The organism is Gemmatimonadales bacterium (genome assembly GCA_035502185.1).
Classification (GTDB): Bacteria; Gemmatimonadota; Gemmatimonadetes; order Gemmatimonadales; family JACORV01; genus Fen-1245.
In genome coordinates this window covers 16381-37735 of record DATJUT010000048.1, presented here as the reverse complement: position 1 = coordinate 37735, position 21355 = coordinate 16381, and the positions used below count along the sequence as shown (strand labels likewise).

At 71.1% G+C, this 21355-nt stretch carries 19 protein-coding genes and 1 riboswitch; of the genes, 12 read left to right on the top strand and 7 right to left on the bottom strand.

Annotated elements, in window-relative coordinates; translation table 11 throughout:
* Positions 1-3: 3 nt before the first annotated feature.
* Entirely contained in the window at positions 4-1794 is a 1791-nt protein-coding gene (locus tag VMF70_06445; protein ID HTT67651.1) for an NAD+ synthase, read from the bottom strand.
* A gap of 149 nt (positions 1795-1943) precedes the next feature.
* Between VMF70_06445 and VMF70_06440 the strand changes: the two genes are divergently transcribed.
* The 3 genes from VMF70_06440 (at position 1944) to VMF70_06430 (ending at position 3142) form a co-directional block, all read left to right on the top strand.
* Positions 1944-2192, top strand: a complete 249-nt coding sequence (locus VMF70_06440; GenBank protein ID HTT67650.1) for a hypothetical protein — start codon at positions 1944-1946, stop codon at positions 2190-2192.
* A gap of 47 nt (positions 2193-2239) precedes the next feature.
* Positions 2240-2303: riboswitch (Fluoride riboswitch) on the top strand.
* A gap of 26 nt (positions 2304-2329) precedes the next feature.
* Entirely contained in the window at positions 2330-2725 is a 396-nt protein-coding gene (gene crcB / locus VMF70_06435; GenBank protein ID HTT67649.1) for a fluoride efflux transporter CrcB, read from the top strand.
* A gap of 3 nt (positions 2726-2728) precedes the next feature.
* Entirely contained in the window at positions 2729-3142 is a 414-nt protein-coding gene (locus VMF70_06430) for a DUF190 domain-containing protein (GenBank protein HTT67648.1), read from the top strand.
* Between the two features lie 19 nt (positions 3143-3161).
* On the opposite strand, the gene VMF70_06425 is transcribed toward VMF70_06430, so the two are convergent.
* The 3 genes from VMF70_06425 to VMF70_06415 form a co-directional block, all read right to left on the bottom strand.
* A complete protein-coding gene (locus VMF70_06425; protein ID HTT67647.1) occupies positions 3162-4427 on the bottom strand; it encodes an MgtC/SapB family protein in 1266 nt (421 codons plus the stop codon).
* Positions 4424-5269 (bottom strand): hypothetical protein, encoded by an 846-nt coding sequence (locus VMF70_06420; GenBank protein ID HTT67646.1) that lies wholly within the window; start codon positions 5267-5269, stop codon positions 4424-4426. The genes VMF70_06425 and VMF70_06420 overlap by 4 nt, the downstream gene beginning before the upstream one ends.
* 255 nt (positions 5270-5524) lie before the next feature.
* On the bottom strand, positions 5525-6172 hold the full coding sequence (locus VMF70_06415) for a response regulator (GenBank protein ID HTT67645.1): 648 nt from the start codon (positions 6170-6172) through the stop codon (positions 5525-5527).
* A 229-nt stretch (positions 6173-6401) separates the two neighbouring features.
* On the opposite strand from VMF70_06415, the gene VMF70_06410 reads away from it, so the two are divergent.
* Genes VMF70_06410 through VMF70_06395 form a run of 4 tightly spaced genes read left to right on the top strand, consistent with a single transcriptional unit; the run spans position 6402 to position 10596 of the window.
* Complete coding sequence (locus VMF70_06410) at positions 6402-8021, top strand: hypothetical protein (protein ID HTT67644.1); 1620 nt, start codon at positions 6402-6404, stop codon at positions 8019-8021.
* Positions 8022-8025: 4 nt separating this feature from the next.
* Positions 8026-8682, top strand: coding sequence for a hypothetical protein (locus tag VMF70_06405; protein HTT67643.1), 657 nt, complete (start codon positions 8026-8028; stop codon positions 8680-8682).
* Positions 8679-9617, top strand: a complete 939-nt coding sequence (locus VMF70_06400; protein HTT67642.1) for a nucleoside hydrolase — start codon at positions 8679-8681, stop codon at positions 9615-9617. The genes VMF70_06405 and VMF70_06400 overlap by 4 nt, the downstream gene beginning before the upstream one ends.
* 10 nt (positions 9618-9627) lie before the next feature.
* Positions 9628-10596, top strand: a complete 969-nt coding sequence (locus VMF70_06395) for a 3-hydroxyacyl-CoA dehydrogenase NAD-binding domain-containing protein (protein ID HTT67641.1) — start codon at positions 9628-9630, stop codon at positions 10594-10596.
* A gap of 18 nt (positions 10597-10614) precedes the next feature.
* Here VMF70_06395 and VMF70_06390 read toward each other — a convergent pair whose 3' ends face one another.
* Positions 10615-11205 carry a CoA pyrophosphatase gene (locus VMF70_06390; protein ID HTT67640.1) on the bottom strand — a complete coding sequence of 197 codons (591 nt, stop codon included), beginning with the start codon at positions 11203-11205 and terminating at the stop codon, positions 10615-10617.
* Between the two features lie 382 nt (positions 11206-11587).
* Entirely contained in the window at positions 11588-12403 is an 816-nt protein-coding gene (locus VMF70_06385) for an alpha/beta fold hydrolase (protein HTT67639.1), read from the bottom strand.
* Positions 12404-12528: 125 nt separating this feature from the next.
* Between VMF70_06385 and VMF70_06380 the strand changes: the two genes are divergently transcribed.
* Complete coding sequence (locus tag VMF70_06380) at positions 12529-13023, top strand: hypothetical protein (protein HTT67638.1); 495 nt, start codon at positions 12529-12531, stop codon at positions 13021-13023.
* Here VMF70_06380 and VMF70_06375 read toward each other — a convergent pair.
* Complete coding sequence (locus VMF70_06375) at positions 13012-13797, bottom strand: SDR family oxidoreductase (protein HTT67637.1); 786 nt, start codon at positions 13795-13797, stop codon at positions 13012-13014. The two genes, VMF70_06380 and VMF70_06375, sit on opposite strands and share 12 nt — an antisense overlap.
* A gap of 86 nt (positions 13798-13883) precedes the next feature.
* Between VMF70_06375 and VMF70_06370 the strand changes: the two genes are divergently transcribed.
* The 4 genes from VMF70_06370 (at position 13884) to VMF70_06355 (ending at position 21354) form a co-directional block, all read left to right on the top strand.
* The gene (locus tag VMF70_06370) at positions 13884-14306 is read left to right on the top strand and encodes a secondary thiamine-phosphate synthase enzyme YjbQ (GenBank protein HTT67636.1); all 423 of its coding nucleotides are present in this window, start codon (positions 13884-13886) and stop codon (positions 14304-14306) included.
* A 124-nt stretch (positions 14307-14430) separates the two neighbouring features.
* Positions 14431-15756, top strand: coding sequence for an MFS transporter (locus tag VMF70_06365; protein ID HTT67635.1), 1326 nt, complete (start codon positions 14431-14433; stop codon positions 15754-15756).
* A 119-nt stretch (positions 15757-15875) separates the two neighbouring features.
* Complete coding sequence (locus VMF70_06360; protein HTT67634.1) at positions 15876-18962, top strand: N-6 DNA methylase; 3087 nt, start codon at positions 15876-15878, stop codon at positions 18960-18962.
* Between the two features lie 34 nt (positions 18963-18996).
* The gene (locus VMF70_06355; protein HTT67633.1) at positions 18997-21354 is read left to right on the top strand and encodes a DEAD/DEAH box helicase; all 2358 of its coding nucleotides are present in this window, start codon (positions 18997-18999) and stop codon (positions 21352-21354) included.
* Position 21355: the final 1 nt, after the last annotated feature.

Sequence of the window (21355 nt, the reverse complement as noted above, 5' to 3'; positions counted from 1 at the left end):
CGCTCAGAAGTCCGCCGGCCGCAGGTACGACTCGCCGATCGCGGTCGGGCTGACCATCGCGACCGTCGGCAGGCGCCGCTTCCAGTGCGTCGAGGCCAGCCGGCGCGCGGTCACGCCGACCTCCTCCTCCGTGTATCCGACCCTCACGATCTCGGCCGGCTTCACGCCGGCCAGCAGCGCGGCGAGGATCCGGTCCGCCTTCAGGTACGAGACGCCGAGGTCGCCCTCGTCGGTCTGCCCGCGGATCAGGTCGGCGCTGGCCGGCTTGTCGATGATCGGCTCCGGCACGCCGAGGTGACGGGCCAGCGCCCAGACCTGGGTCTTGAACAGGTCGCCGAGGGGATTGATCGGGGGAGAATCGTCGGCGTGCCAGGTGAAGTACCCGAACAGCCGCTCGGTCTTGTTGCCCGTCCCCAGCGGCAGGGCATGCAGCTTGGAGGCTTGATCGAACAGCACGATCATCCGCACCCGGGCCATCACGTTGCCGCGGCGCGACGCGTCCGCATCCGGCTCCGCCTGGCCCACGTATCCGTCCACCGCCGCCGTGATGTCCACCGTGCGCGAGTGAATCCCGAGCGCGCGAGCCGCCAGCTGCGCATGCTCCAGGCTCTCGGGGCTCGAGGTCCGGTAGGGCAGCATGAACGCCCAGACGTTGTCCGCTCCGAGCGCGCGCGCGGCGAGGAATGCCGTCACCGCGCTGTCCACGCCCCCGCTCAGCCCGATCACGACCCGCTCGAACGCCCGCCGCTGCTTGACCTCTTCGCGCAGGAACTCCACCAGCCACCGTTCCACGAGCGCGCAGTCGATGGCCAACGGATCGGCCGGGGGAGCCGTGGCGTGCGCCGGGCCCGCGCCGCGGGTCGGCGGAGTGGCCGCGGCCCGCGGCCCGCCGCTTCCCTGCTCCCATTGGGCGCCCGACGTCACGCGCCCCTCCAGTGAGGCCAGCAGGTGCGGCAGGTGCGTTTCCAGGTCGGCCAGGAGGGGCTGGTCTGCACGCGCGCGCGCGATCTCCCCGAGATCCACCCGCGCCTCGATCAGCGCCTCGTCCCACAGCGGCCCCCGGACCACGACGTCGCCCCGCGGGGAAGCCACGACCGATCCTCCCGCGAAGCCCTTCCCTCCCTCGAACCCCACGAGCTGCGCCACCACCACCCACACCCCGTGCTCCTCGGCGACATCGCGCGCGATGCGCTCCCAGCGGGCGACGTTGGCCGGCTGCGACGGGCGCCCCTCCAGCGGCGCGGCGCCACGAGCCGGCGAGGCGGAGGGGATGATCACGAGCTGCGCCCCACGCAGGGCCGCGACCGTGGGCGTGAGGGAGTGCCAGGCGTCCTCGCAGATCAGGATGGCCGCTTTCCCCCATCTGGTGGCGAACGTGCCGACCTCGTGGCCCGCCTCGACGAACCGCTCCTCGTCGAACACTCCGTACGTGGGGAGGAAGACCTTGCGGTGCACGTGCAGGATCTTCGGGTCGCTCCCGAGCGAGGCGTACAGCGCGGAGTTGTACAGCCGGTCGCGCCACCGCTCGTAGAAGCCGAGGGCCACGTCCACGGGGGGGGCGCCCGCCAGTCGATGCTGCGCGACGAGATCGTCGAGGAGCGTGCCGGCCGTCACCGCGACGTCCCGCACCCCTCCCTCCACCAGGTACCCCGACATCGCCGCTTCCGGCAGGACCAGGAGGTCCGGCGCTTCCGGCCACTCGCCCAGCTGGGCGAGCAAGGTGCCGACGCGCTTGACGTTCCCGGCGTAGTCGCCCTTCGCAGGCTTGAACTGCCCCACTGCGACCCTGAGCATGGTGGGGGTAAGTATAGTGTCCCGCACCTCGGGCGCGAGGCGGAAGCAGCCGCCGTGACCAACCTCACCGACCGGTCGGCCGTATGTCCCCAATATCGGCGGCGATCCGTGCCGCCCGCCCGACCGCGACAGCCGGGAGAACCGCCACCATGACCCTCGACGCCGTGAGCCCCTCCACGACAGCCGGCGACCTTCCCACCCACGTGTACAACAAGCTGGAGGCCGCGATCATCGTCAGGGGGCTGGTGCAGCTGGTCCTGGACCAGGGACCGGTCGAGGTGCTTCTGCGGACGTGGTACCGCGAGGACGGCACGCACTATGTCGAGGCGCGGCGCCGCGACAGCGGGGAGCGGATGGTGGTCCGCCTGGACGAGGTCCGCGACGTGAGAGCGTACTAGGCCCCGGGCCCCCGCCCCGGTAGTATTCGGCAGAAGCTGCGCGGCCCCGGCCGCGGGGTGATGGAGTTCACCCGGAACCGCGAGTCGCTCGCTGATGACTCCTACCTGACACGTCGTGGGCGGGAGCTTCTTCTTTCATGCCTCTGTACGTCTGGGTCGCGATCGGCAGCGCCGCCGGAGGCGTCCTGCGCTTCCTGCTGGGCACCCTCATCCAGCAGAAGACCGGATCGACGTTCCCGGTAGGCACCCTCGCCATCAACGTGACGGGCTCGCTGGTGCTCGGCTTCGTGGTGCGTTACGCCTTGGCGACGCCGGCGATCGGCCCGGAGTTCCGGGCGCTGCTCACGGCTGGCCTGTGCGGCGGCTACACCACCTTCTCCACCTTCAGCTACGAGAGCGTTGCCCTGATCGAGGAGGGCGCCTACCATCGCGCCGCCTGGTACGTCGGCCTCAGCGTCGTATTGTCGCTGGCGGCGACGTTCATCGGGATCGGCCTGGCGAGGGAAGTGCTCAACTGGCGGCGGAGGCTCTAGCCCATGCACGGTTTCAAAGGCGAGCGCGTGCTCATGCGCATCCACATCGGCGAGCGGGACAAGTTCCACGGGAAGCCGCTCTACGAGGCCATCGTCGAGCTCCTGCGAGCCAGGCACTACGCCGGCGCCACGGTGTTTCGCGCCGTGATGGGCTTCGGCGCCACGGCGCACCTCCGGAGCGACCGGATCGAAGTGCTCTCGCTCGATCTGCCGATCGTCGTCGAGTGCGTCGAGACCGAGGAGAAGATCACCGCCATTCTCCCCGAAATCGACCAGATGATCGAGGGTGGTTTGATCACCCTGGAGCGGGCCAAGGTGATCATGTACCGGGCCAATCTGCCGCCCGAGCGCCGCGGCACCGGCTGGGAGATGGACATGAGCGGCCTGTGGGAGCCCGACGAGCCGAAGGCGAGCTGAGCGCCCCGGGCGCCCGGCGTCAGAACGTCGTGTAGACCAGCACCCCGGCGGCCGCTCCGGCCGCCGCAATCGCCGCCAGCGACACCGTGACGTAGCGCCGGAACCGCCCCGCGCCCATCCCCAAGCCGATCCCCAGCTTCACCAGCGTGTTCGTGACCGCTGCCACCGTCACCGCCGCCGCCGGCGTCTGCCAGCCGCCCGCGCCGGGGCCCAGGCGCGAGAAGGCGATCGTGACGGCGTCCACGTCCGCGACGGCCGAGAGTCCGGCGGCCGCGTACGTGCCGCCCGCACCGAAGTATGCGCCGGCCCCGTGAACCACCAGCAGCACCACGCCGTAGATCGCCGCGAAGCTCAGGGCCGCGATCACGCTGAACGGATTGCGGATCCTGGTGCCCGTTTCGTCCGCCTCGTCCGGCCGGCGCCGCGACAACACCCACGCCGCCACGAGACCGACCAGGGCCATCGCCCCGATGACGGGCAGCAGCCGCGGGAGGATGCCCGCATTCACCGCGCCCGCCAGCACCGCCATCCGGAGCGGCATGATCGACGAGGCGACCACCGCCGCCGTCGCGGCCGCCCGGCCCATCCGCTCGTCCGAACGCGATCGCTCGGCCATCGCCATCGTGACGGCCGTGCTCGACACCAGGCCGCCCACTGCACCCGTGACCTGCATGCCCCGCCGCTCCCCCAGCAGCCGCATCGCCACGAACCCCACGAACGACAGCGCCGTGACCAGCACCACCACCAGCCAGATCTCGCGGGGGTTCAGCACGTGCCACGGCCCGTAGCCACGGTTGGGCAGCACCGGCAGGACGATCACCGAGATCACCGCCAGCTCGAGGGCCGCGGTGAGCTCCTCGGGCGTGAGCGCCCGGGAAAACGCCTCCAGCTTGGGTTTGGCCACCAGCAGCACCGCGACCGCCACGCCCGAGGCGCCGGCGACCACCAGCTGCCCGGCACCCGCCAGGGCGCCCAGCAGGAAGGTCGCCACCGCCGCGACCTCGGTGGTGGCGCCGACGTCGCCGGTGGCCGAGGAGCGGACGTAGGACACCACGGCGATGGCGGCGATGGCCAGCAGGCTGACCGCCCCGAGCAGCGGGCCCACGCGATCCACCAGCAGGACCGGGATCGCCCCGGCGAGGGCGACCAGCGGAAACGTCCGCACGCCCGCGAATATCTGGCGCGCCTTCCGCACCTCCGCGCGCTCCCGATCGAGACCGATCAGCACGCCGATCATGAGCGCCACCAGCAGGCGCTCGAGCATCACCGCGGTAGGCTCGTTCATCGCGCCGCCTGGAGGGAGTCGAATACGCCTCCAACGAGCCACGCCCGGCCCTGATGCACGTTCGCCGTGACGCCCAGGGCCTTCAGAGCCGGGGGCGCCGCCGTCGCTCCGTACCAGCCGGCGAACACGGGGATCAGTCGCTGCTTGTCCACCAGCACGTCGCCGCGCTCTTCGACCGGCGCGTCGGCCACCATCGCGCCACCCACGGGCCGCTCGGCTTCGCGAACAGAACGCCAGCTGACGATCCAGCAGCCGTGTCCCGCGACCACCGTGTCGCGCAGATCGCGGTACGTGGTCACGACCCGGCCACGCGCCCCTCCGGGCCGGGGCAGGTCGTCGAATGCCAGCGTGTCGACCCACTCGTGGCCTTTGGGCGGCCACCACACCGGCAGCCGGGGAATCACGTGCCGCAGCTCCAGCGGCAGGCTGGACGGAAGCGCTCCCGCACACTCCGGAACGGTCGGGTCGCACGCCGGCTCGACGCGCTCGAACGCCCCGAGCCGCGTGAGCCGCAGGTAGTAGCGCAGCGTGTCCTCGGCGTTCAACCGACCCCCGGTCGGCGACGCGCCAGGCGCGGACATCCGCTTCGCAAGGCTGTCGTGCCACACCAGGTAGCTGTCGTCCCGCACCGTGAACAGCAGCAGCCTGGTTTCCTCGTAACGCATCACCACCTGCGTGTCGCGCACCGTCTCGCCGACGAACTGCACTCGGTAGCTGAACCGGTCCGGCCAGGCGTAGCTGGTCGGATTAGGGGCGCGAGCGGACTCGTTGGTGCACGCAACGAGCACAACCGCGACAAAGCGGCCCAGGAACCAAGCTGTTGAGCGACTAGTCAGTATCATGGCACTGTCGCGATAGTTTGATGAGCTGGTCACGCACCTCAGGCGCCGGGCGCGGTGCTGGCCGCGGAAACAGAACGGGGCCGGTAGCCTGGGAGGCCGCCAACCCCGTCACCGTTCCCGGATCGCTGTCCGGGCCTGCTTCCGCACGGCCCACCGGGCGGCGGGCCAGATCGTCAAGAGGAACGTTCTGCTTGCGGAACCGGGACGCTGTTTCATCGTCCCACTCTCGCTTACGCACGACGCCGGCGGATCGTTTCAGTGCCGAGGCGCCGCCTGCACGGGCGCCGTCACGGGCCTTGCCGAATCCGCACGCACGCGCACCGTGTCACTCCCCATCCCCGAGGTGTGGACCGGCGCGATGGGCTGAACCGCCGGGACACCGCTGCCCATGCCGCCGACCCAGCGCCCGACCAGCAGTGATGCCGCCGCGAGCACCACCACGGCAACCGCCTGTGCAATGCGCTTGCGCGTGGACGGGACCATCTGGCGCAGGCGGATGTTCTCGCGCCTGAGGTCGAGCTTCTCGATGGCCCGCTCGACCGTCGCGACGAGGTGCGGCAGGTCCACGGGCTTGGTCAGGAAGTTCTCGGCCCCCAGCTGCATCGCGCGCACGGCGGTGGGAATGTCGCCGTACCCGGTCAGCAGAATCACCATCGCCTTCCTGTCCCGCATGATCTCCAGCACCTGCATCCCGTCGATGTCCGGAAGTCTCAGGTCCAGGATGGTCACGTCCGGATTCTGCGACTTGAATCCGTCGAGTCCCTGCTTGCCCGTACCCGCGCGAACGACCTCGTAGCCAAGGCGAGCGAAATACTCGCTCAAGCCCTTGAGCACCGCCTCGTCGTCGTCCACGACCAGGATGCGCCGGCCTTCGCCGCTCGCGAACTGCTCGTAGTCGGCCATGGGCGTCAACATAGGGCGGCCCTGTCCACTCCGCCAGTTTCGCTGCGCGCCGTCGCCCGCGCCGGCGCCGTTCCCGCCACCAGATTGGCGCGCCGGGCCGCGATGCTGCAGTTTCCCCCAGGCTTCGGACCGCGGCGCTCCCCCGCGGACCGACGGAGTTGCTGTCGCTGGTACGCCGATTGCTGAGAACCCCGGTGTACCGCCGGATTCGGTTCTTGAGGAGGAGCACATGTCTGCACCGTCCACGCGCTTCGCGCGCGCCGCTCTGTTCACCGCCCTGATGGCCGCCCCGACCGCCTTGTTCGCGTACGGCATCTGGATCCACTCCATCGTCCCGGTCGAGGCCCTCAAGGACTTCAAGTCCCCGGTCGCCCCGGCGATTCGCACCCAGCAGGCCTCGGGGGCGACCGACGCGGACGTCGCGGCGTTCCGGCGCTGGTTTTACGACCGCGCCTTCGCGGTGAAGAACGCCGCGGTCCACCGCGAGTGGGTCAAGCGCTATCCGACCCCGGCATCGTTCGACGCCACGGCCTTCAAGACGCTCTTCATGATGAACCCCCAGGCCCAGGTGCTCGGCGTCGACTCGTTCGCCGCAGTGTACCGTGCGCGGGCCCGGGCGGACGTCGCGCTGGACCCGACCACGCCTTACGTACCCGGCCAGAAGGTGACCATCGCGGCCGCGCTCGAGATGGGCTCGGTGTATCCGGACATCGACCGGCGTAACCAGGACCGGCTGTTCCGCTCGCCCGACGGGCACGTGGTGCTGACGGCGAAGGGCGACACCGTGCCGATGGACCCGATGACCCTGAACTGGGGGCGCCTGACGGGCCTGTCGAGCCAGGCGCACGCCCACCTCGGCCTGAACCACGAACGCCACTCGAGCGATCCGGGCACGCTGTCGATAGCGCCCTGGAACTTCGTCGTGGCCTTGGGCTACCCGACCGACTCGGTGGAATCGTACGCCGAGAACAACGCCCAGCTCTACACCGACCTGAGTTACCTCGCGATGCTGAAGGGCGGCAGCGGCAGCGAGCTGCTGAGCTACTTCTACGCCGGCAACGCGATGCACTACATCGCCGACGTCGGCAACCAGATTCACACCCTGCAGGCCGGCATCGAGAAGTTCTACTCCGACGCCACCTGGGACTACTGGAAGAGCCGCCTGGCGACCGTGTTCGGCCTGTTCGGGAGCACGCCGTCGCGCAACAGCATCGGGATCGACATCCTCACCAACCACCACACCCTGTCGGAGAAGCTGTTCCAGGTGGAGCTGCAGCAGGCCTGGCGCCTCGACTCGGCCGGCAGGAAGGACTCCATCCCCGCCTCGATGCGCAGCGCTCTGGACGAGCTGCGGACGGGCGATCCGCAGTTCAAGCGGGTGCTCGACGCGCTGGTGCTCTCCAACGCGAAGAAGACCTGGTATCCGCCGTTCGGCGAGCTGATCTCCCACACGGTCATCGACTCGAGCTACCAGGAAGGCGCGACGCTCTACCGCCTGACCCGCGAGTTCGCGGTGCCCGAGCTGCACAAGCTCGGCGTGGTGATCGACTTCGACACCATCCCCGACAGCCGGGTGTGGAGCTACGTACAGGATCGGAGCGACCCGGCAATCCGCGCCGCGGTCGACACCTTCAACATCATCGAGGGCCGAGGCCTCGCACGGGTGCACGACGCGCTGAACTGGTGGTGGGACCGCTACCTCTTCTACGGCCGGACGGCGGCTGGCGACAAGAGTCGCCTGGTCGACGGCCTGGTCGAGCGCCTGGTCGTCAATCAGCTCAATTACCTGTTCGCCGCGGACCAGCGGCGCGAGGACTACATCAACACCCACGGGGGACTGAAGCGGTAGGGACGTGAGCGCCCCGCCAGTCCTTCCGGAGCTCGACCGCCTCGGCCTGGCGCGCGCGCTCGAGCAGCAGCTCACCGGTGAGGTGGAGATCACGCTGTCGCTGCCCCCCCATCCCCACGACGAGGAAGGGATGGGGGCGGCGCGACGAGCGGCGGCGCTGGTGGGCGAGCTGGCGGCCCTGTCTCGCAAGCTGCGGGTCGTCACGGTCCCGGGCCCCCTCCTGCCCGACCTGGTCGACGACATGCCGCCCATCATCACGTTGAAAGGGGCGGCGCTCGGCGGGATCCACTTCGCCGGCACGCCGGCAGGCTACGAAGTCCCCATCCTCGTGACCGCCATCATCGACGTCTCCCGCGGCGAGACGGGCCTCGCCCCCGCCACCGTGAAGGTCCTCTCCGAGCTGCGGAACCCCGTGGCGGTGCGGATGCTGGTCAGCGCCACCTGCGCCACCTGCGGCGCCGACGCCAGGCTGGCGCTCCAGATGGCGATCGCCAGCGTCCACGTCGACGCCTGGGTGCTCGACGCCGCGCAGGTGCCGCGGCTCGCGAAGCGGATCGGCGGGACCAGCCTGCCCTCCGCGCTGATCAACGACATCTGCTGGGTTCCCGGCGCCCAGCCCGAGCTGGCCCTCCTGGCGAGAGTCCTGTTCGCGGGCACGTGAAGCTGCCGCTGGTCATCGACACCGACCCCGGCATCGACGACGCGCTGGCCCTGATGCTGGCCGCGCGCGCCGATCGCTCGCGCCTGCTGGCCGTCTCGATCACGTACGGCAACACCACGCTGGACCGCGCCACGAGGAACGCCCGGATCGTGCTGGCGCGCACCGCCCGCCCCGTACCCGTCTTTCCCGGTGCCGATCGCCCCCTGGCGCGCGCCCTGGTAACCGCCAAGGAAACCCACGGCGGCGAGGGCCTCGGCGACAACGAAGCTCCCGCCCCCGAGCCCGTGGCTCCGTCGCAGACGAGCATTCTCGACGCCCTGCGCGCGGCCGGGGAGCCCGCGACGCTGGTCACGCTGGGACCGCTCACCAACCTCGCGCTCGCGTTGCGCCACGACGCCGCGTTCGTGCGCTCGCGCGTCGTCCGTCACGTCGCGATGGCCGGGAACATCGCCGCCGCGGGGAACTCCGGCGGACTGGCCGAATTCAACGTGTGGTGCGACCCCGAGGCAGCCGCGGAGGTCCTCGCCGCGGGTCTCGGAACCGAGCTCGTGGGCCTGGACGTGACGCGCCGGCTCGTCATCACGGCGCCGGCCGTCGAGCGCCTGGCCGCGGCCACCGATCCGCAGGCCCAGTGGCTCGGCCGCCTCCTGGGCTTCTACGTCCGGTTCCACCACCATTTCGAGGGGTTGCCGGGCGCGGTCATCAACGACCCGCTGGCGGTGGCCCTGGCGCTGGAGCCGGCCTGGGGACGCGCCGAGAGGATGCACCTCCGCGTCAACTTGGCGGCGGAGGCCGGTCGCGGGGAGATTACCGCCGGGGCTTCTTCGGCCCCGTCGCTCGCCGTCTACCGGGACGTTTCCCTTCCCGCCGTCCACGCCCTTCTCCTGCGGCATCTGTTCGGCGCGTGGCTTACGGAGAGCGATTTCCTGCCCTAGTTTCTCGGGTATGACCATGCCCGAGGCCGCTACGCCCAGGGTCGCCATCATCGGCGCCGGTGCCATCGGCCGCGGCTGGGCCGCCCTGTGCGCGTCGTCCGGATGGACGTGCGCCGTGTTCGATACCGACACCCGCAGCATCGATCGGATCAGCGAGGCCATCCACCGGCGCGCCCGCTCGCTGGCCGGCATGGGACGCGCGAATCCGGACACGGTCGAGCTGGGCCTCAAGCGCTTTCGGGTGGGGCGCTCGCTGCTGCAGGCGTGCAGCGACGCGGACTGGGTCATCGAGTCGGTCCCGGAGGACCTCCATACCAAGCAGCGGGTCTTCGAGAACCTGGGCCACGTGGCCCGGCCCGGGGCGATCATCACCTCCTCTTCCAGCGGGCTGCCCATCACGGCGATCGCTGCCCACGCGCGCGACCAGCAATGCTGCCTCGTGGCGCACCCTCTCAACCCGCCCGAGCTGATACCGCTGGTTGAGGTGGTACCGGGGAAGTTCACGGCGGGACCCGCGGTCGAGAGCGTCCGCGAGTGGCTCCGCGCCCTCAACCGCATCCCGATCGTCCTCAAGCGCGAGGTTCCCGGCAACGCCGTGGGCCGGATCGCGGCCGCGGTGTGGCGGGAGTGCATCGATCTGGTGCTCTCCGGGGTGATCGACGTGGACGACATCGACCGCGCGGTCTCACTCGGCCCCGGACTGGGCTGGGCGGCCGCGGGTCCGCATCTCACCTACCACCTCGGCGCCGGCGACGGCGGCGTCAAGGCGTTTCTGGAGCAACTGCTCGTGTCGTTCGAGGGCTGGTGGGGGAGTCTCGCCCACTGGACCAGGCTCGAGCCGGAGCAGATCCAGGCCCTGACCAACCAGATCGAGCGCGCCTACGGCGCCAAGCTGGACGAGATCGGGGACGCGCGTGACCGGCGGCTGGCGGCGCTCCTCGCGGGTTTGGAGCGCTCCCGGAAGTCCCTGGGCTCCTGAGCGAACCTCCGCGCAGCTTCAGATCGCGGCCGTCATCCGGAGCTGGTGCAGGACGCGCTCGGTCAGGCCCCAGATCGTGTAGCCTGCCACCACGATCGATTCGAACTCACGGGTCTCGCGTGGGAGTGCGAGACGGAAGGGCCGGCGCAGCGAAGGGTCGAACAGGTCCTTCACCTTGAGCCAGACCGTTTCCTCGGCTTCGGGACCCGGCTTCGCCGGCAGCTCCCGCTCCACCCGAAAGACGTACGGGGTCACCACCAACGGCGGCAGGTAGGGCGTCCGCGGGCTGACATCGTCCAGGACGCCCAGCCGGGCACCCGCCGCGCCCAGCACGATGCCCGTTTCCTCTTCCGTCTCACGCAGCGCCGTGGCTTCGAGCGTGTCGTCTCCTGCCGCGCTGAAGCCGCCCGGCAAGGCCATCTGGCCCGACCAGGGATCGCCGACGCGCTCCTTCCGCTTGATGAACAGGATGGCGGCCTCGGCGCCCGCCGTGATCAGCACCGCGACCGCGGCGCGCCGCGCGCCGGGCCGGTCGACGCGCACGGGCTCCCGCGACGCCAGGGCGGCGCCCAGGCGTTCAACGAAGTCGTTCAGCGTCCGCGGAGGCACCGGAGGGGGCGCTCGAGAGACGGCACTATGGGATCTCACAGTCTCGAGGTGTGATCCACCTTACACTCGAGTCCAAGTATCGGCGTCGTCCGGCTGCGGGACAAGTTTCCGCGAAACGTTCCCTCTTGCGCGACTGTTTAGATTTGTAGGAACCCAGTCCGGGAGGGCGTATCCGCATCTTCGGTGTCAGCCTGTTGGCGGTCGCAGTTCTGGCTGCGGCCGGCCTGCTGTGGAAGCGGCGTCGTGAAGAACTGCTTGCCCGCGTCTCCTTGCCGGAAGACCGGGACCTCGAGGAGTTGAGGGAAGCGGGCTTCTAGGCGCTGTCGTGTCCACGCAGACGTCGGCGGCCCGGGTCCCTGCCCGGGCCGCCTCGCGTTTCAGCTCAGGACAATGCGGCCGCGAAGAACTCGACCGTGCGCGAGAGAACGCGGTCGAACTCCGGGCTGTCGCCGGCCCAAGGATGCCGCACGCCGAAGGTATGACCCGTCCCCTCCACCAGCATCAGCTCGCCGCGCCCCGCTCCCGACCGTGACGCCGCTTGCAGCCTCCGGCCGTCTTCAACCGGCACCGACTCGTCGTCGGCGCCGTGCACGATGAGCCACGGGACCGTGATCCTGGCCGCGGCATCGACGATGGCGAGTGACCCGGCCTGGTTGGCCTCGAGGTCGTCCAGCATGTCCCGGAAGACCGGCAGCACCTGGCCAGTTCTGAGATTCACGACCTCGAGTCTGCCTTCCCGACGCCACGCCTCGAGCTCCTGTTCCGGCCAGCGGAGGTAGCGACACACGGCGGCCCAGGTGACCAGCGCTTTCACCCGCCCGTCGCGCGCCGCTTGCAGCACCGCGGTGCCGCCGCCCCGGCTGTGGCCCAGCAGGCCCACCCACGACGCCCCTCCGTCCGTCACCCAGTCGACGACCGTCGCGAGGTCGGCGAGGTCGCCGCTGATGGTCTGGTGGCCCCAGCGATCCAGCTCGTCGAAGGACTGTCCGTCCTTTCCGACGCCGCTACCCGAGAAATTGAAGGACACGGCCGTGAAACCGGCGAGGGCCAGGCGCCCGGCCACGTGGGGGAAGAACCCCCAGTCCTTGAAGCCCTTGAAGCCGTGGCAGACGACGATCGCCGGCCTCGCCTCGCCCGGCCGGGCCCCGCTCCGCACGTCCAGGCGGAGGGGACCTCCGTCGCAGCCGACGAGGCGCACGGACGCTAGCCGGGGGGTGCCCACCGGACTAACTTCCCTGCCCGGTGGCTACCCATCCCCTGCGGACGTCAGCCCCTTCCCTCGTCGTCGTCGGGCGGCGCATCGGCTCGTTGCGGGATGGCCTCGTGGCCAAGTGGTCCCGGTTCCTCGAGGAACGGCAGACGGGAACCGTCCTGCTGGGCCTTCCGGCGACCGAGCGTCTCCTCAAGATCATCGTGGATCTCCTGGCCCACATGAGCGGCCCCCTGCGGCGCGAGGCGGACGAGACCTGGTTCGCCGCGACCGAGCTCTACGGCCGGCTCGCGGCGGTGCGGGGTCTGTCGGCAGGCGAGGTGGTCGAGGAGCTGCAGTACCTCCGGGAGCTCCTGACCCGCGACCTGGCGGACCTCTTCGTCGCCCTGCCCGCCCGGCAGCAGCTCCCGACGCTGCTGCGCGTCAACCGGGTGCTGGACCGCGGCGTGGCCAACGCCGTCGTCGGGTACACCGACGCGCTGGTGGCCACGATGTTCAGCCGAGAGGGTGTGCCCGTGCCGACCACCGACCACGTCCAGGAGCTGCTCGCGCAGCTGGACGGCATCGAGGCCGAGCTGAGGATGCTCGGCGACCGCTCAGCCCGCTGACACCTCTTCGCCCCCGTCCACGTTGATCACGTTTCCCGTCAGCCAGCCGGCGTTGGGGCTGCACAGGGCCACGAGCGCGCCCGCTACGTCGCGGGGCGTGGTGAGCCGTTTGGACGGGTTCTTGCGCGCGGCCCCCTCGAACAGTTTGTCGCTGCCGGGGATCTTCCGAGCAGCAGGCGTGTCCGTCACGCCGGCCCGGATGGCGTTGACCGCGATCCCGTGCGGAGCCAGCTCATAGGCCAGCTGGCGGGTGTGCGACTCCAGGGCGGCCTTGGCCGCGGACACCGCGCCGTAGAAGGCGATAGCGCGCGTGGAGCCCGACGACGTCATCGAGAAGATGCGGGCGCCCTTCGCGAGGAGCCCGCGCCGGAATGTCTCCTGGGTCCAGTAGACCAGGCTGTGCGCCATCACGGTCAGCGTCATGTCCATCTGCTGCTCGTTCACCGCGTCGTCGCCGACGAACGCCTTCAGCGCGCCGAACGCGAGCGAGTGCAGCACCACCCCCACGTCGGCGTGCTCGGCCTGGAGACAGTCCAGCACCTCGGCGCGCTTTTCCGGGTCGGCGGCGTTGACGTTGAAGAACAGCGCCCTGCGACCGAGCTTCTCGATCGCCGATTTCACCGCCTCGACCTGCGGCAGCGAGGCCTTCCGGTCGAGGTGGACGCCGCAGATCTCGTAGCCGGCGCCCGCGAGCGCGATCCCGCACTCGGCCCCGAAGCCGCTGGACACGCCCAGGATCAACGCCCAGCGCGGGGCGCCCTGTGCATTCGACACCGTGGAGACTCCCGGTTGGAGTGCCGTGAATCTCGCATTCGAGGCGGCCCCGGAGCAATCCTCCGGCCCCGGGCGCCGGACCGCCGATGACCGCACACACCGACTACCTGTGGTTCAAGACGAAGCAGCGCCAGGAGATCATCGACATCACCGACGACGTCGCGCGCGCAGTCCAGAAGAGCGGCATCGCGGAGGGCTTCGTCCTGGTCTCCGCGATGCACATCACGGCTTCCGTGTTCGTCAACGACCACGAGAGCGGGCTGTGGCGGGACATTCTCCATTGGCTCGAGCACACGGTGGCCCCCTGGGAACCCGGCCGCTACCACCACAACGAGACCGGAGAGGACAACGCCGCCGCCCACCTCAGGAGCCTCACGGTGGGCCACGAGGTCATCGTTCCCGTCACCGGGGGGCAGTTGGACCTCGGCCCGTGGCAGCGGATCTTCTACGGGGAGTGGGACGGCCAGCGGAAGAAGCGGGTCGTGATCAAGATCCTGGGTGAGAAGTGAGAGGCAAGGACGTGAGAAGTCGTGAGAGGTGAGAGGGGCCTTTCGCTTCTCACTTCTCACGGCCAACCTCTCACAGAACTGTCGTTATGGTGTCCCCACGCTGTCAGATTCGTTCGGGGGTTCAATGACCGACGTGACGCACACCGAGCCGGGCTGGTTCCACCCCTCCCGGGGGGCCTACCGCTACACGGTGCTGCTGTTCGTGGGGCTGCTGCCATTCGGCAGCTACTTCGCGTACGACAGCATCGGGGCCATGGCCACCACGCTGATGAAGGCGTGGCACACCGACCAGAGCGCGATCGGCGGCCTGTACACGATCTACAGCATCGCGGCGATCATCTGCGTCTTTCTCGCCGGGCTGATGATCGACCGCATCGGGACCCGTCTGGCCAGCCTCATCCTGTCGGGCCTGGTGGTGGCGGGGGCCTGTATCGTGGCGCTCGCCCCGAGCATCACCGTCGCGGCGGCCGGCCGGTTCGTCTTCGGCGCGGGCTCCGAGTCCCTGATCGTGGCGCAGAGCGCGATCCTGGCCCGCTGGTTCCGGGGCAAGGAGCTGGCGCTGTCCTTCGGCGTCACGCTCGCCATCATGCGCCTCGGGACGCTGTTCAGCTTCAACGGGATCTCGTCGGTCGCGAGCCGGTTCGGCGTCGACGCCGCGTTGTGGGTGGCGGCCGGGCTGTGCGCCTTCAGCCTGCTGTGCAACCTCGTCTATTTCGCGCTGGACCGTCACGGCGAGCGCGCCCTCAGCCTCGCGGAGGCCGGTGCCGGCGACAAGATCGTGTTCGCGGACGTCAAGAAGTTCGGTGCGTCGTACTGGTACGTGGTGGCACTGTGCGCGACGTTCTACTCGGCGATCTTCCCGTTCACCGCGTTGTCGACCGACTTCTTCCACGAGAAGTGGGGCCTTCCACTCACCGTGGACAGCGGCGGCAGCTTCCTGGGCGCCGTGTTCAACGACTTCGCGCACATGTTCTCGACTGCCGGCGGCACGACTTCGATCATCATCTTCGCTTCGATGTGCCTGGCGGCGTTCGCCGGCGGCCTGGTGGACCGGGTCGGACGCCGGGCGTCGCTGATGGTGCTGGGCGCGCTGCTGATGATCCCCTGCTACCTGGTGCTCGGCTTCACGATGGCGCCGCCCTACCTGCCGATGATCCTCCTGGGAGCGGCCTTCGTCCTGGTGCCGGCGGCGATGTGGCCGTCGGTGCCGCTCATCGTGGAGAAGAACGTCACCGGCACGGCGTTCGGGCTGATGACGATGATCCAGAACGCCGGCCTCGCGCTGTTCCCCTACGTCAACGGCAGGCTCCGGGTGGCGACGCACTCCTACACGGCGAGCATGGTGATGTTCGCGTCGCTCGGCGCCGTGGGCTTCGTCTTCGCGCTCCTGCTGCTGCGGGCCGACCGCCGGGAGGGCGGGGCGCTGGAGCGGGGCGCGGCGAAGGCCTAGGCCGCTCCGCGCGCGGCGCCGGGCCCGCGCAACGATTCGCCCCGTCGTGCAACGGCCGGTGACTCACGCCGGCCGTTGTCCTTGCCATCGTGTGCGCCGTTTCCGTCGGAGCGCACCGCGTGGCTGTCACGCCGCAACTGCTCGCTCGTCTCGGCTCCCTCGACGACCTCCTCGAGCTGGCCGCCGCCCTGGGCTACGAGCCCGGCGGCGACGAGCTCAATACGGTGGCGCGCCGCAGGCTCGGCCTGGACGGCGCCGCCCTCGGCACCCGGCGCGCCGCGATCGTCGGGCGACACGGCACCTACCAGCTCTACGGACTCGTGGCGACGGGTCCGACGCGCTCGCAGGTGGCCGCGGCGACCGAGCGCCTGGCGCGCGCCACCCCGGGCAGCCACCAGCTGCTCTTGGTGCTCGACGCGCCCGCCACGACGCTCGCGGTGGCGGCCGTCGCGCCGCGCCACGACACCGTCGCGGCGCGGCAACTGCGCATCGCGCTGCAACAGCCGAGCCCCGTCTCGGCCGAGATCCTCGGCGGGCTCGCCGTCCGTCCCCGGGACAGCGCGACCACGCTCGCGGTGCGTGCCACGGGCGTCCTCGAGGAGGAGGGGCTCACGCGACGGTTCTTTCGCGACTTTTCGCGGTTTCACGCCGTGGCAGCGGCGCGCTTGACCGGGATGCCGCGGTGCACCGAAGGGGAGCGATCCGACCTGGCCCTCGTGATCCTCACGCGGGTCCTGTTTCTCTACTTCGTGCAGAGCCGGGGGTGGCTCGCCGGCCGCAGCGACTTCCTACCGTCGCTTCTCGACACAGCGCTCGGTCGCGGCCACCCCTTCCACCGCACCGTCTTCGAGCCGCTCTGCTTCGGTGCGCTGAACGCGCCTCCCGAGCGGAGGACCCGCGCCGCGCGGCTCCTCGGCGATCTTCCTTTCCTCAACGGCGGCCTGTTCGAGCGTCACGCCATCGAGCGCCGGTTTCCGGCGGCGACGCTCGACAACGCCACGTGGCGGGCGTTGTTTGACGAGCTGTTCGAGCGCTTCCACTTCACGGTGCGGGAGCGCGACGACGCCGACGCGGTGGACCCCGAGATGCTCGGCCGCGTCTTCGAGGGCCTGATGGTCCGCGAGCGGCGGCGGCACCAGGGCACCTACTTCACTCCGCGGCACCTCCTCCAGGATACGGTCGGGCGCGCGCTCGACGCAGCCTTCCCCGCCCCCGATCCCGAGCGTGTCAGGCGCCTGCGCGTGCTCGATCCCGCCGTAGGCTCCGGGGCTTTCCTGCTCGAGGTGCTCCGACGGCTCGAGCGCGCGCGGGGGCCGCTGGTTGCCGGCGAGCGTCCGGCCGACCGCCGCCGATCCATCGTGCGCGACAACCTGTTCGGCGTGGACCTGGACCCGATGGCGGTGCGGCTGGCCGAGCTGCGCCTGTGGCTCGCCCTGCTGGTGGACGACGACGCCCGCCTCGAGGAAGTCGCGCCCCTGCCGAACCTCGACCAGAACCTGCGCCAGGGCGACAGCCTGCTGTCGCCGCTCGAGGCGGCACGCGGGCTGTCGAGTCCTGCCGTCGCCCGGGTGCGGGCGGTCGCCGAGCGGCACGTCGCGTACTTTGGTGCATTCGGCCGGGACAAGGCGGCTCTGGCCCGCGCCATCCGCGCCGACGAGCGCGGCCTCGCGCTCGAGGCGGCCGACGCCGGCATCGCCTCGCTCACGTCCCGGCTGGCCGACGCCGCGGCCGGCTCCGGCAGGGACCTGTTCGGCCGCCGGCCACGGCGCACGGCGGGTATGGCCCGCCGGGTCGCAGTCTGGCGCCGCGAGCGGCGGGAGCTGATCACGGCGCGGCGGCGCATTGCTTCCGACGACGTGCTGCCCTTCTTCGCGTACGAGATTCACTTCGCACCGGTCATGGCGGAGGGCGGCTTCGACCTCGTCGTCGGCAACCCGCCCTGGATACGCGGAGAGCGGCTCCAGCTTTCCACGCGCAAGGCCCTGGCGCGCCGCTACCTGGCGTTCCGCGCCGGCGCGGAGCGCAAGGGCTTCGCGCATCTCCCCGATCTGTCGGTCGCGTTCGTCGAGCGCGCACTGGACCTCGCGAAGACGGGCGGCGTGGTGAGCTTCCTGCTTCCGAGCAAACTGCTCCGCGCCGGCTACGCGGGGCCGCTGCGGGCCCTGATCCGCCGCACGGCGCAGGTTGCGGCGGTGGCCGACCTGTCGCACGACGCCGACACGGGCTTCGCCGCCACCGTCTTTCCGATGGTGATGGTGCTCCGGAAGGGCTCCGCCACGACCGACGCGCCCGCGCAGGTGAGCCTCGCGAGCGCCTCCGGCAAGGTCGTGTGCGGCGTCACGACGCAGCGTGACCTCGGCCTGGACGAAGACGCCCCCGGTTCTCCGTGGCTGGCGCTCCCGGCCGACGTCACGCGCGCCGTCCGCCAGGCGCTCGGCGCCGGTCCCAGGCTCGGCGCCTGCTTCAGACCGCTGCTCGGCGTGAAGACCGGCGCCAACGAGGTCTTCCTGCGATCCCTGCCCCGCGCGGACGAGCTCCCGCGCTCCTGCCGCCGGCTGGCGGTGCTGGGCCGCGACGTCTCGCCGTTCGCGGCCCACCCGAGCCACTGGGTGCTCGCCGCCATCGACGCCCGGGGCGCGCCGCTCGAGCGCCCGCCCGACGAGGTGGTCGCGTTCCTGGCGCCCTTCGCCCCCCGCCTGGCGCGCCGGTCCGATGCGCGCGACGCCCCACCGTGGGCGCTGTTCAGGACCGACCTGTTGCGCGGTCCCTGGCTGGTGATCTGGCGCGACATCGCGCCGCGCCTGGAGGCCGCGCCACTGTGTCGCGGCGCGCCCGACTCCCCGGTCCCACTCAATACCTGCTACGGCGTCGCCGTCGCCGACGCCTACACCGCTTGCTGGCTCGCGGCGTACCTCAACAGCGGACCCATTCGCGACCTCGCCGCCGCCATGGCCGAACGCGCCAGCGGCGGGGCGTACCGGTTCAGCGCCACCACGGTCGGCGCCCTTCCACTGCCGTCCGATCCGCAAGGCCGGGCCGTCCGGATCCTGGCGGACATCGGGGCGACGGCGATGGGCGGCGGGAGTTGGGAGGCCAATGACCTCGACGCACCTGCCACTCTCGCGCTCGGCCTTGCCTCCGACGTCTCGGCGCAGCTCAAGTACCTGGGCGACACTCTGCGCCGAGACGCTGGCAGGCATTGCTGATCCCCTCTTCCCGGCGCTGACCCTCGCCGCCACCGTGCCCCCCGGCGAGGCCGCGCGGGTCGTGCTCGCGGGCCTGCTGGAGCCGGTGGACACGCCGCTGCCGGCTGGCGCGTTGCCGGGCTGGCTCCTGCCGCACCAGGCCGACGCCGTGCGCCGCTGCGAGGCGATTCTGGGCCGCTTCGGCGGCGTCCTCCTGGCCGATGGAGTCGGCCTGGGCAAGACGTTCGTCGCGCTCGCGCTCGCGGCGCTCGAGCGGACGCACGGCAGGGACGCCGTGGCGGTAGTGCCTGCTGCACTGCGGCCGGAATGGCTGCAGGCGATGGACGACACCGGGATCCGGATCCCGGTTCTCACTCACACCCGCCTCGCGCGGAAGGTGCCCGCACTCGGCGAGCACGTCACCCTGCTGCTCGTGGACGAAGCCCACGCCTTTCGCAATCCGGCGACCCGCCGGTACGCGGGCCTCGCCGACCTGGCCGCGGGCCGGCGGCTGGCGTTGCTGACCGCGACACCGTTCAACAACTCCCCGGCCGACCTCGCGGCGCTGGTACAGCTGTTCTCGGGGCGCGACCGGTTCCGCGAGTTCGGGGTCGCCGATCTTCCCGCCGCGCTCGTCGCCCGGGACAACCGAGCCGCGCTCGCGCTGGCCGCCATGTCCGTCTGCCGCTCGCGCCGCCTGGTTCAAGCACGCTTCCCCGCGCTCCGCGCCGCCTTTCCCTCGCGCCGCCTCGCGCCGGCCGCCGAGTACGACCTGGCGACCGCTTACGGCGGCATGCTCGAGCCCCTGTTGGCCGCGCTCGCCCGCGTGGCGCAAACGGCACCCGACCTCGATCGCGGTGCCGCGCTGCTTCACCTCGCCCTGGTTCGCCGACTCGAGTCGAGCCGCGCCGCCCTGCAGCGCAGCCTGCGCCGCCACCGCGACTTCGTCGCGGAATGGTCGGCCGCGGCGGCCGCGGGCAGCCGCATCTCGCGCCGCAGCTTTCGCGCGATGTTTCCCCGCCACGACGCAGACGACACCCAGCTCTCCCTCCTCCCATACCTGCTCGGCGAGCCGCAGGCCGTTTCGGCGGCCGACCTCGCGGAACACCGCGCCGCACTGGAACGCGCGCTCGAGATCACGGACGCCGCCGCCAACGGGAGCGACCCCAAGCTCGACGCGCTCGAGCGGCTGCTCGCAAGCGAGTTGGCGGAGCGGCGCGCCATCGTGTTCACGGAGTACCGCGACACGGCGTTGTACGTGGCCGCCCGGCTGCGGCGACGCTTCCGCGTCCTGGCGGTGACGGGGAGCGCGGCCTGGGCGGGGCGGGACCGGCTCACCAGACGCGAGGCATTGGATGCCTTCGCGCCTGTTTCCCGGCGCGCGCGCGCCAGGCCGCTGCTCGAGGCCCGCGTGCTCGTCGCGACCGACGTCGCGAGCGAGGGAATGAACCTCCAGGACGCCTCCGCGGTCGTGAACTACGATCTCCCGTGGAACCCGGTCCGGGTCATGCAGCGCATCGGCCGCGTCGACCGCCTCGGCGCCCTGCACCCCGACGTGGTGCTGGCCCACCTGCTGCCGGCAGGAGGTCTCCGCCAGCTCACCGGCGTGCTGCGCGCACTGCGAGCCAAGCTGGACGCCGGACCGAGTCTCCTGGGCGTCGAACCCGATCCGCTGGCAGCGCTCTGGTGGGTGGGCGGGAGGCCACCCGTCGTCTCGGATCTCGAGGCCGAAAGCTGGCGACTGATCGAGCCGTTCGAGGCCGCCGATCGGTGGCGCGCGACCCTCGGACCGGCGCCACCACCCAGGCCCGCGCGCCCACTCATCGCGGCGGGCCTCGCGGCGGACCAGGCTTCGCCTGCCGTCGGACTGCTGCTGGCCCTCGAATGGCCCAACGGCTCCCGCATTCCCCTTCCGTTCGTCGTGGCGTCGAGCGGCGCGATCATCGCCGACGCCATCGCGCTCGGGCGACTCGCCACCAGCGCGCTCGAGTCCGAGACTCTGCCCGCCACTCCCGTCGACTTCGCGTGCGTCCTCGGCTCGGTCCTGTCCCAGGCGCGCGGCCAGCTACTCATGCTCTCGGCAGCCCGGCACGGCGTAGACGCTCCCGGCGCCAACCGGCGCCGTGCGCTCGAGGCGCTGCTCCACGCGGCGCACCGCACGGAGGAGACTCGCGACGCCACGGCCACCGCCGCGGTCGCGCTCGCCATCTCGGCACTCCGGTACGAGCTTCCCGTGGGTCTGGAACGGAGACTCGGCAGGCTCCTGCAGGGGCACCGCGACGATCACCTCGCGGCGTCCGTTGCGCAGGCCATCGTCCCCGCCCTGCCCCCTGCCGCACCCGCGCTCGACGGAACGCCGCGGCTGGTGCTGGTGGCGGCCATCGCGCTGGCCACGAGATGCCCGACCGGATGAC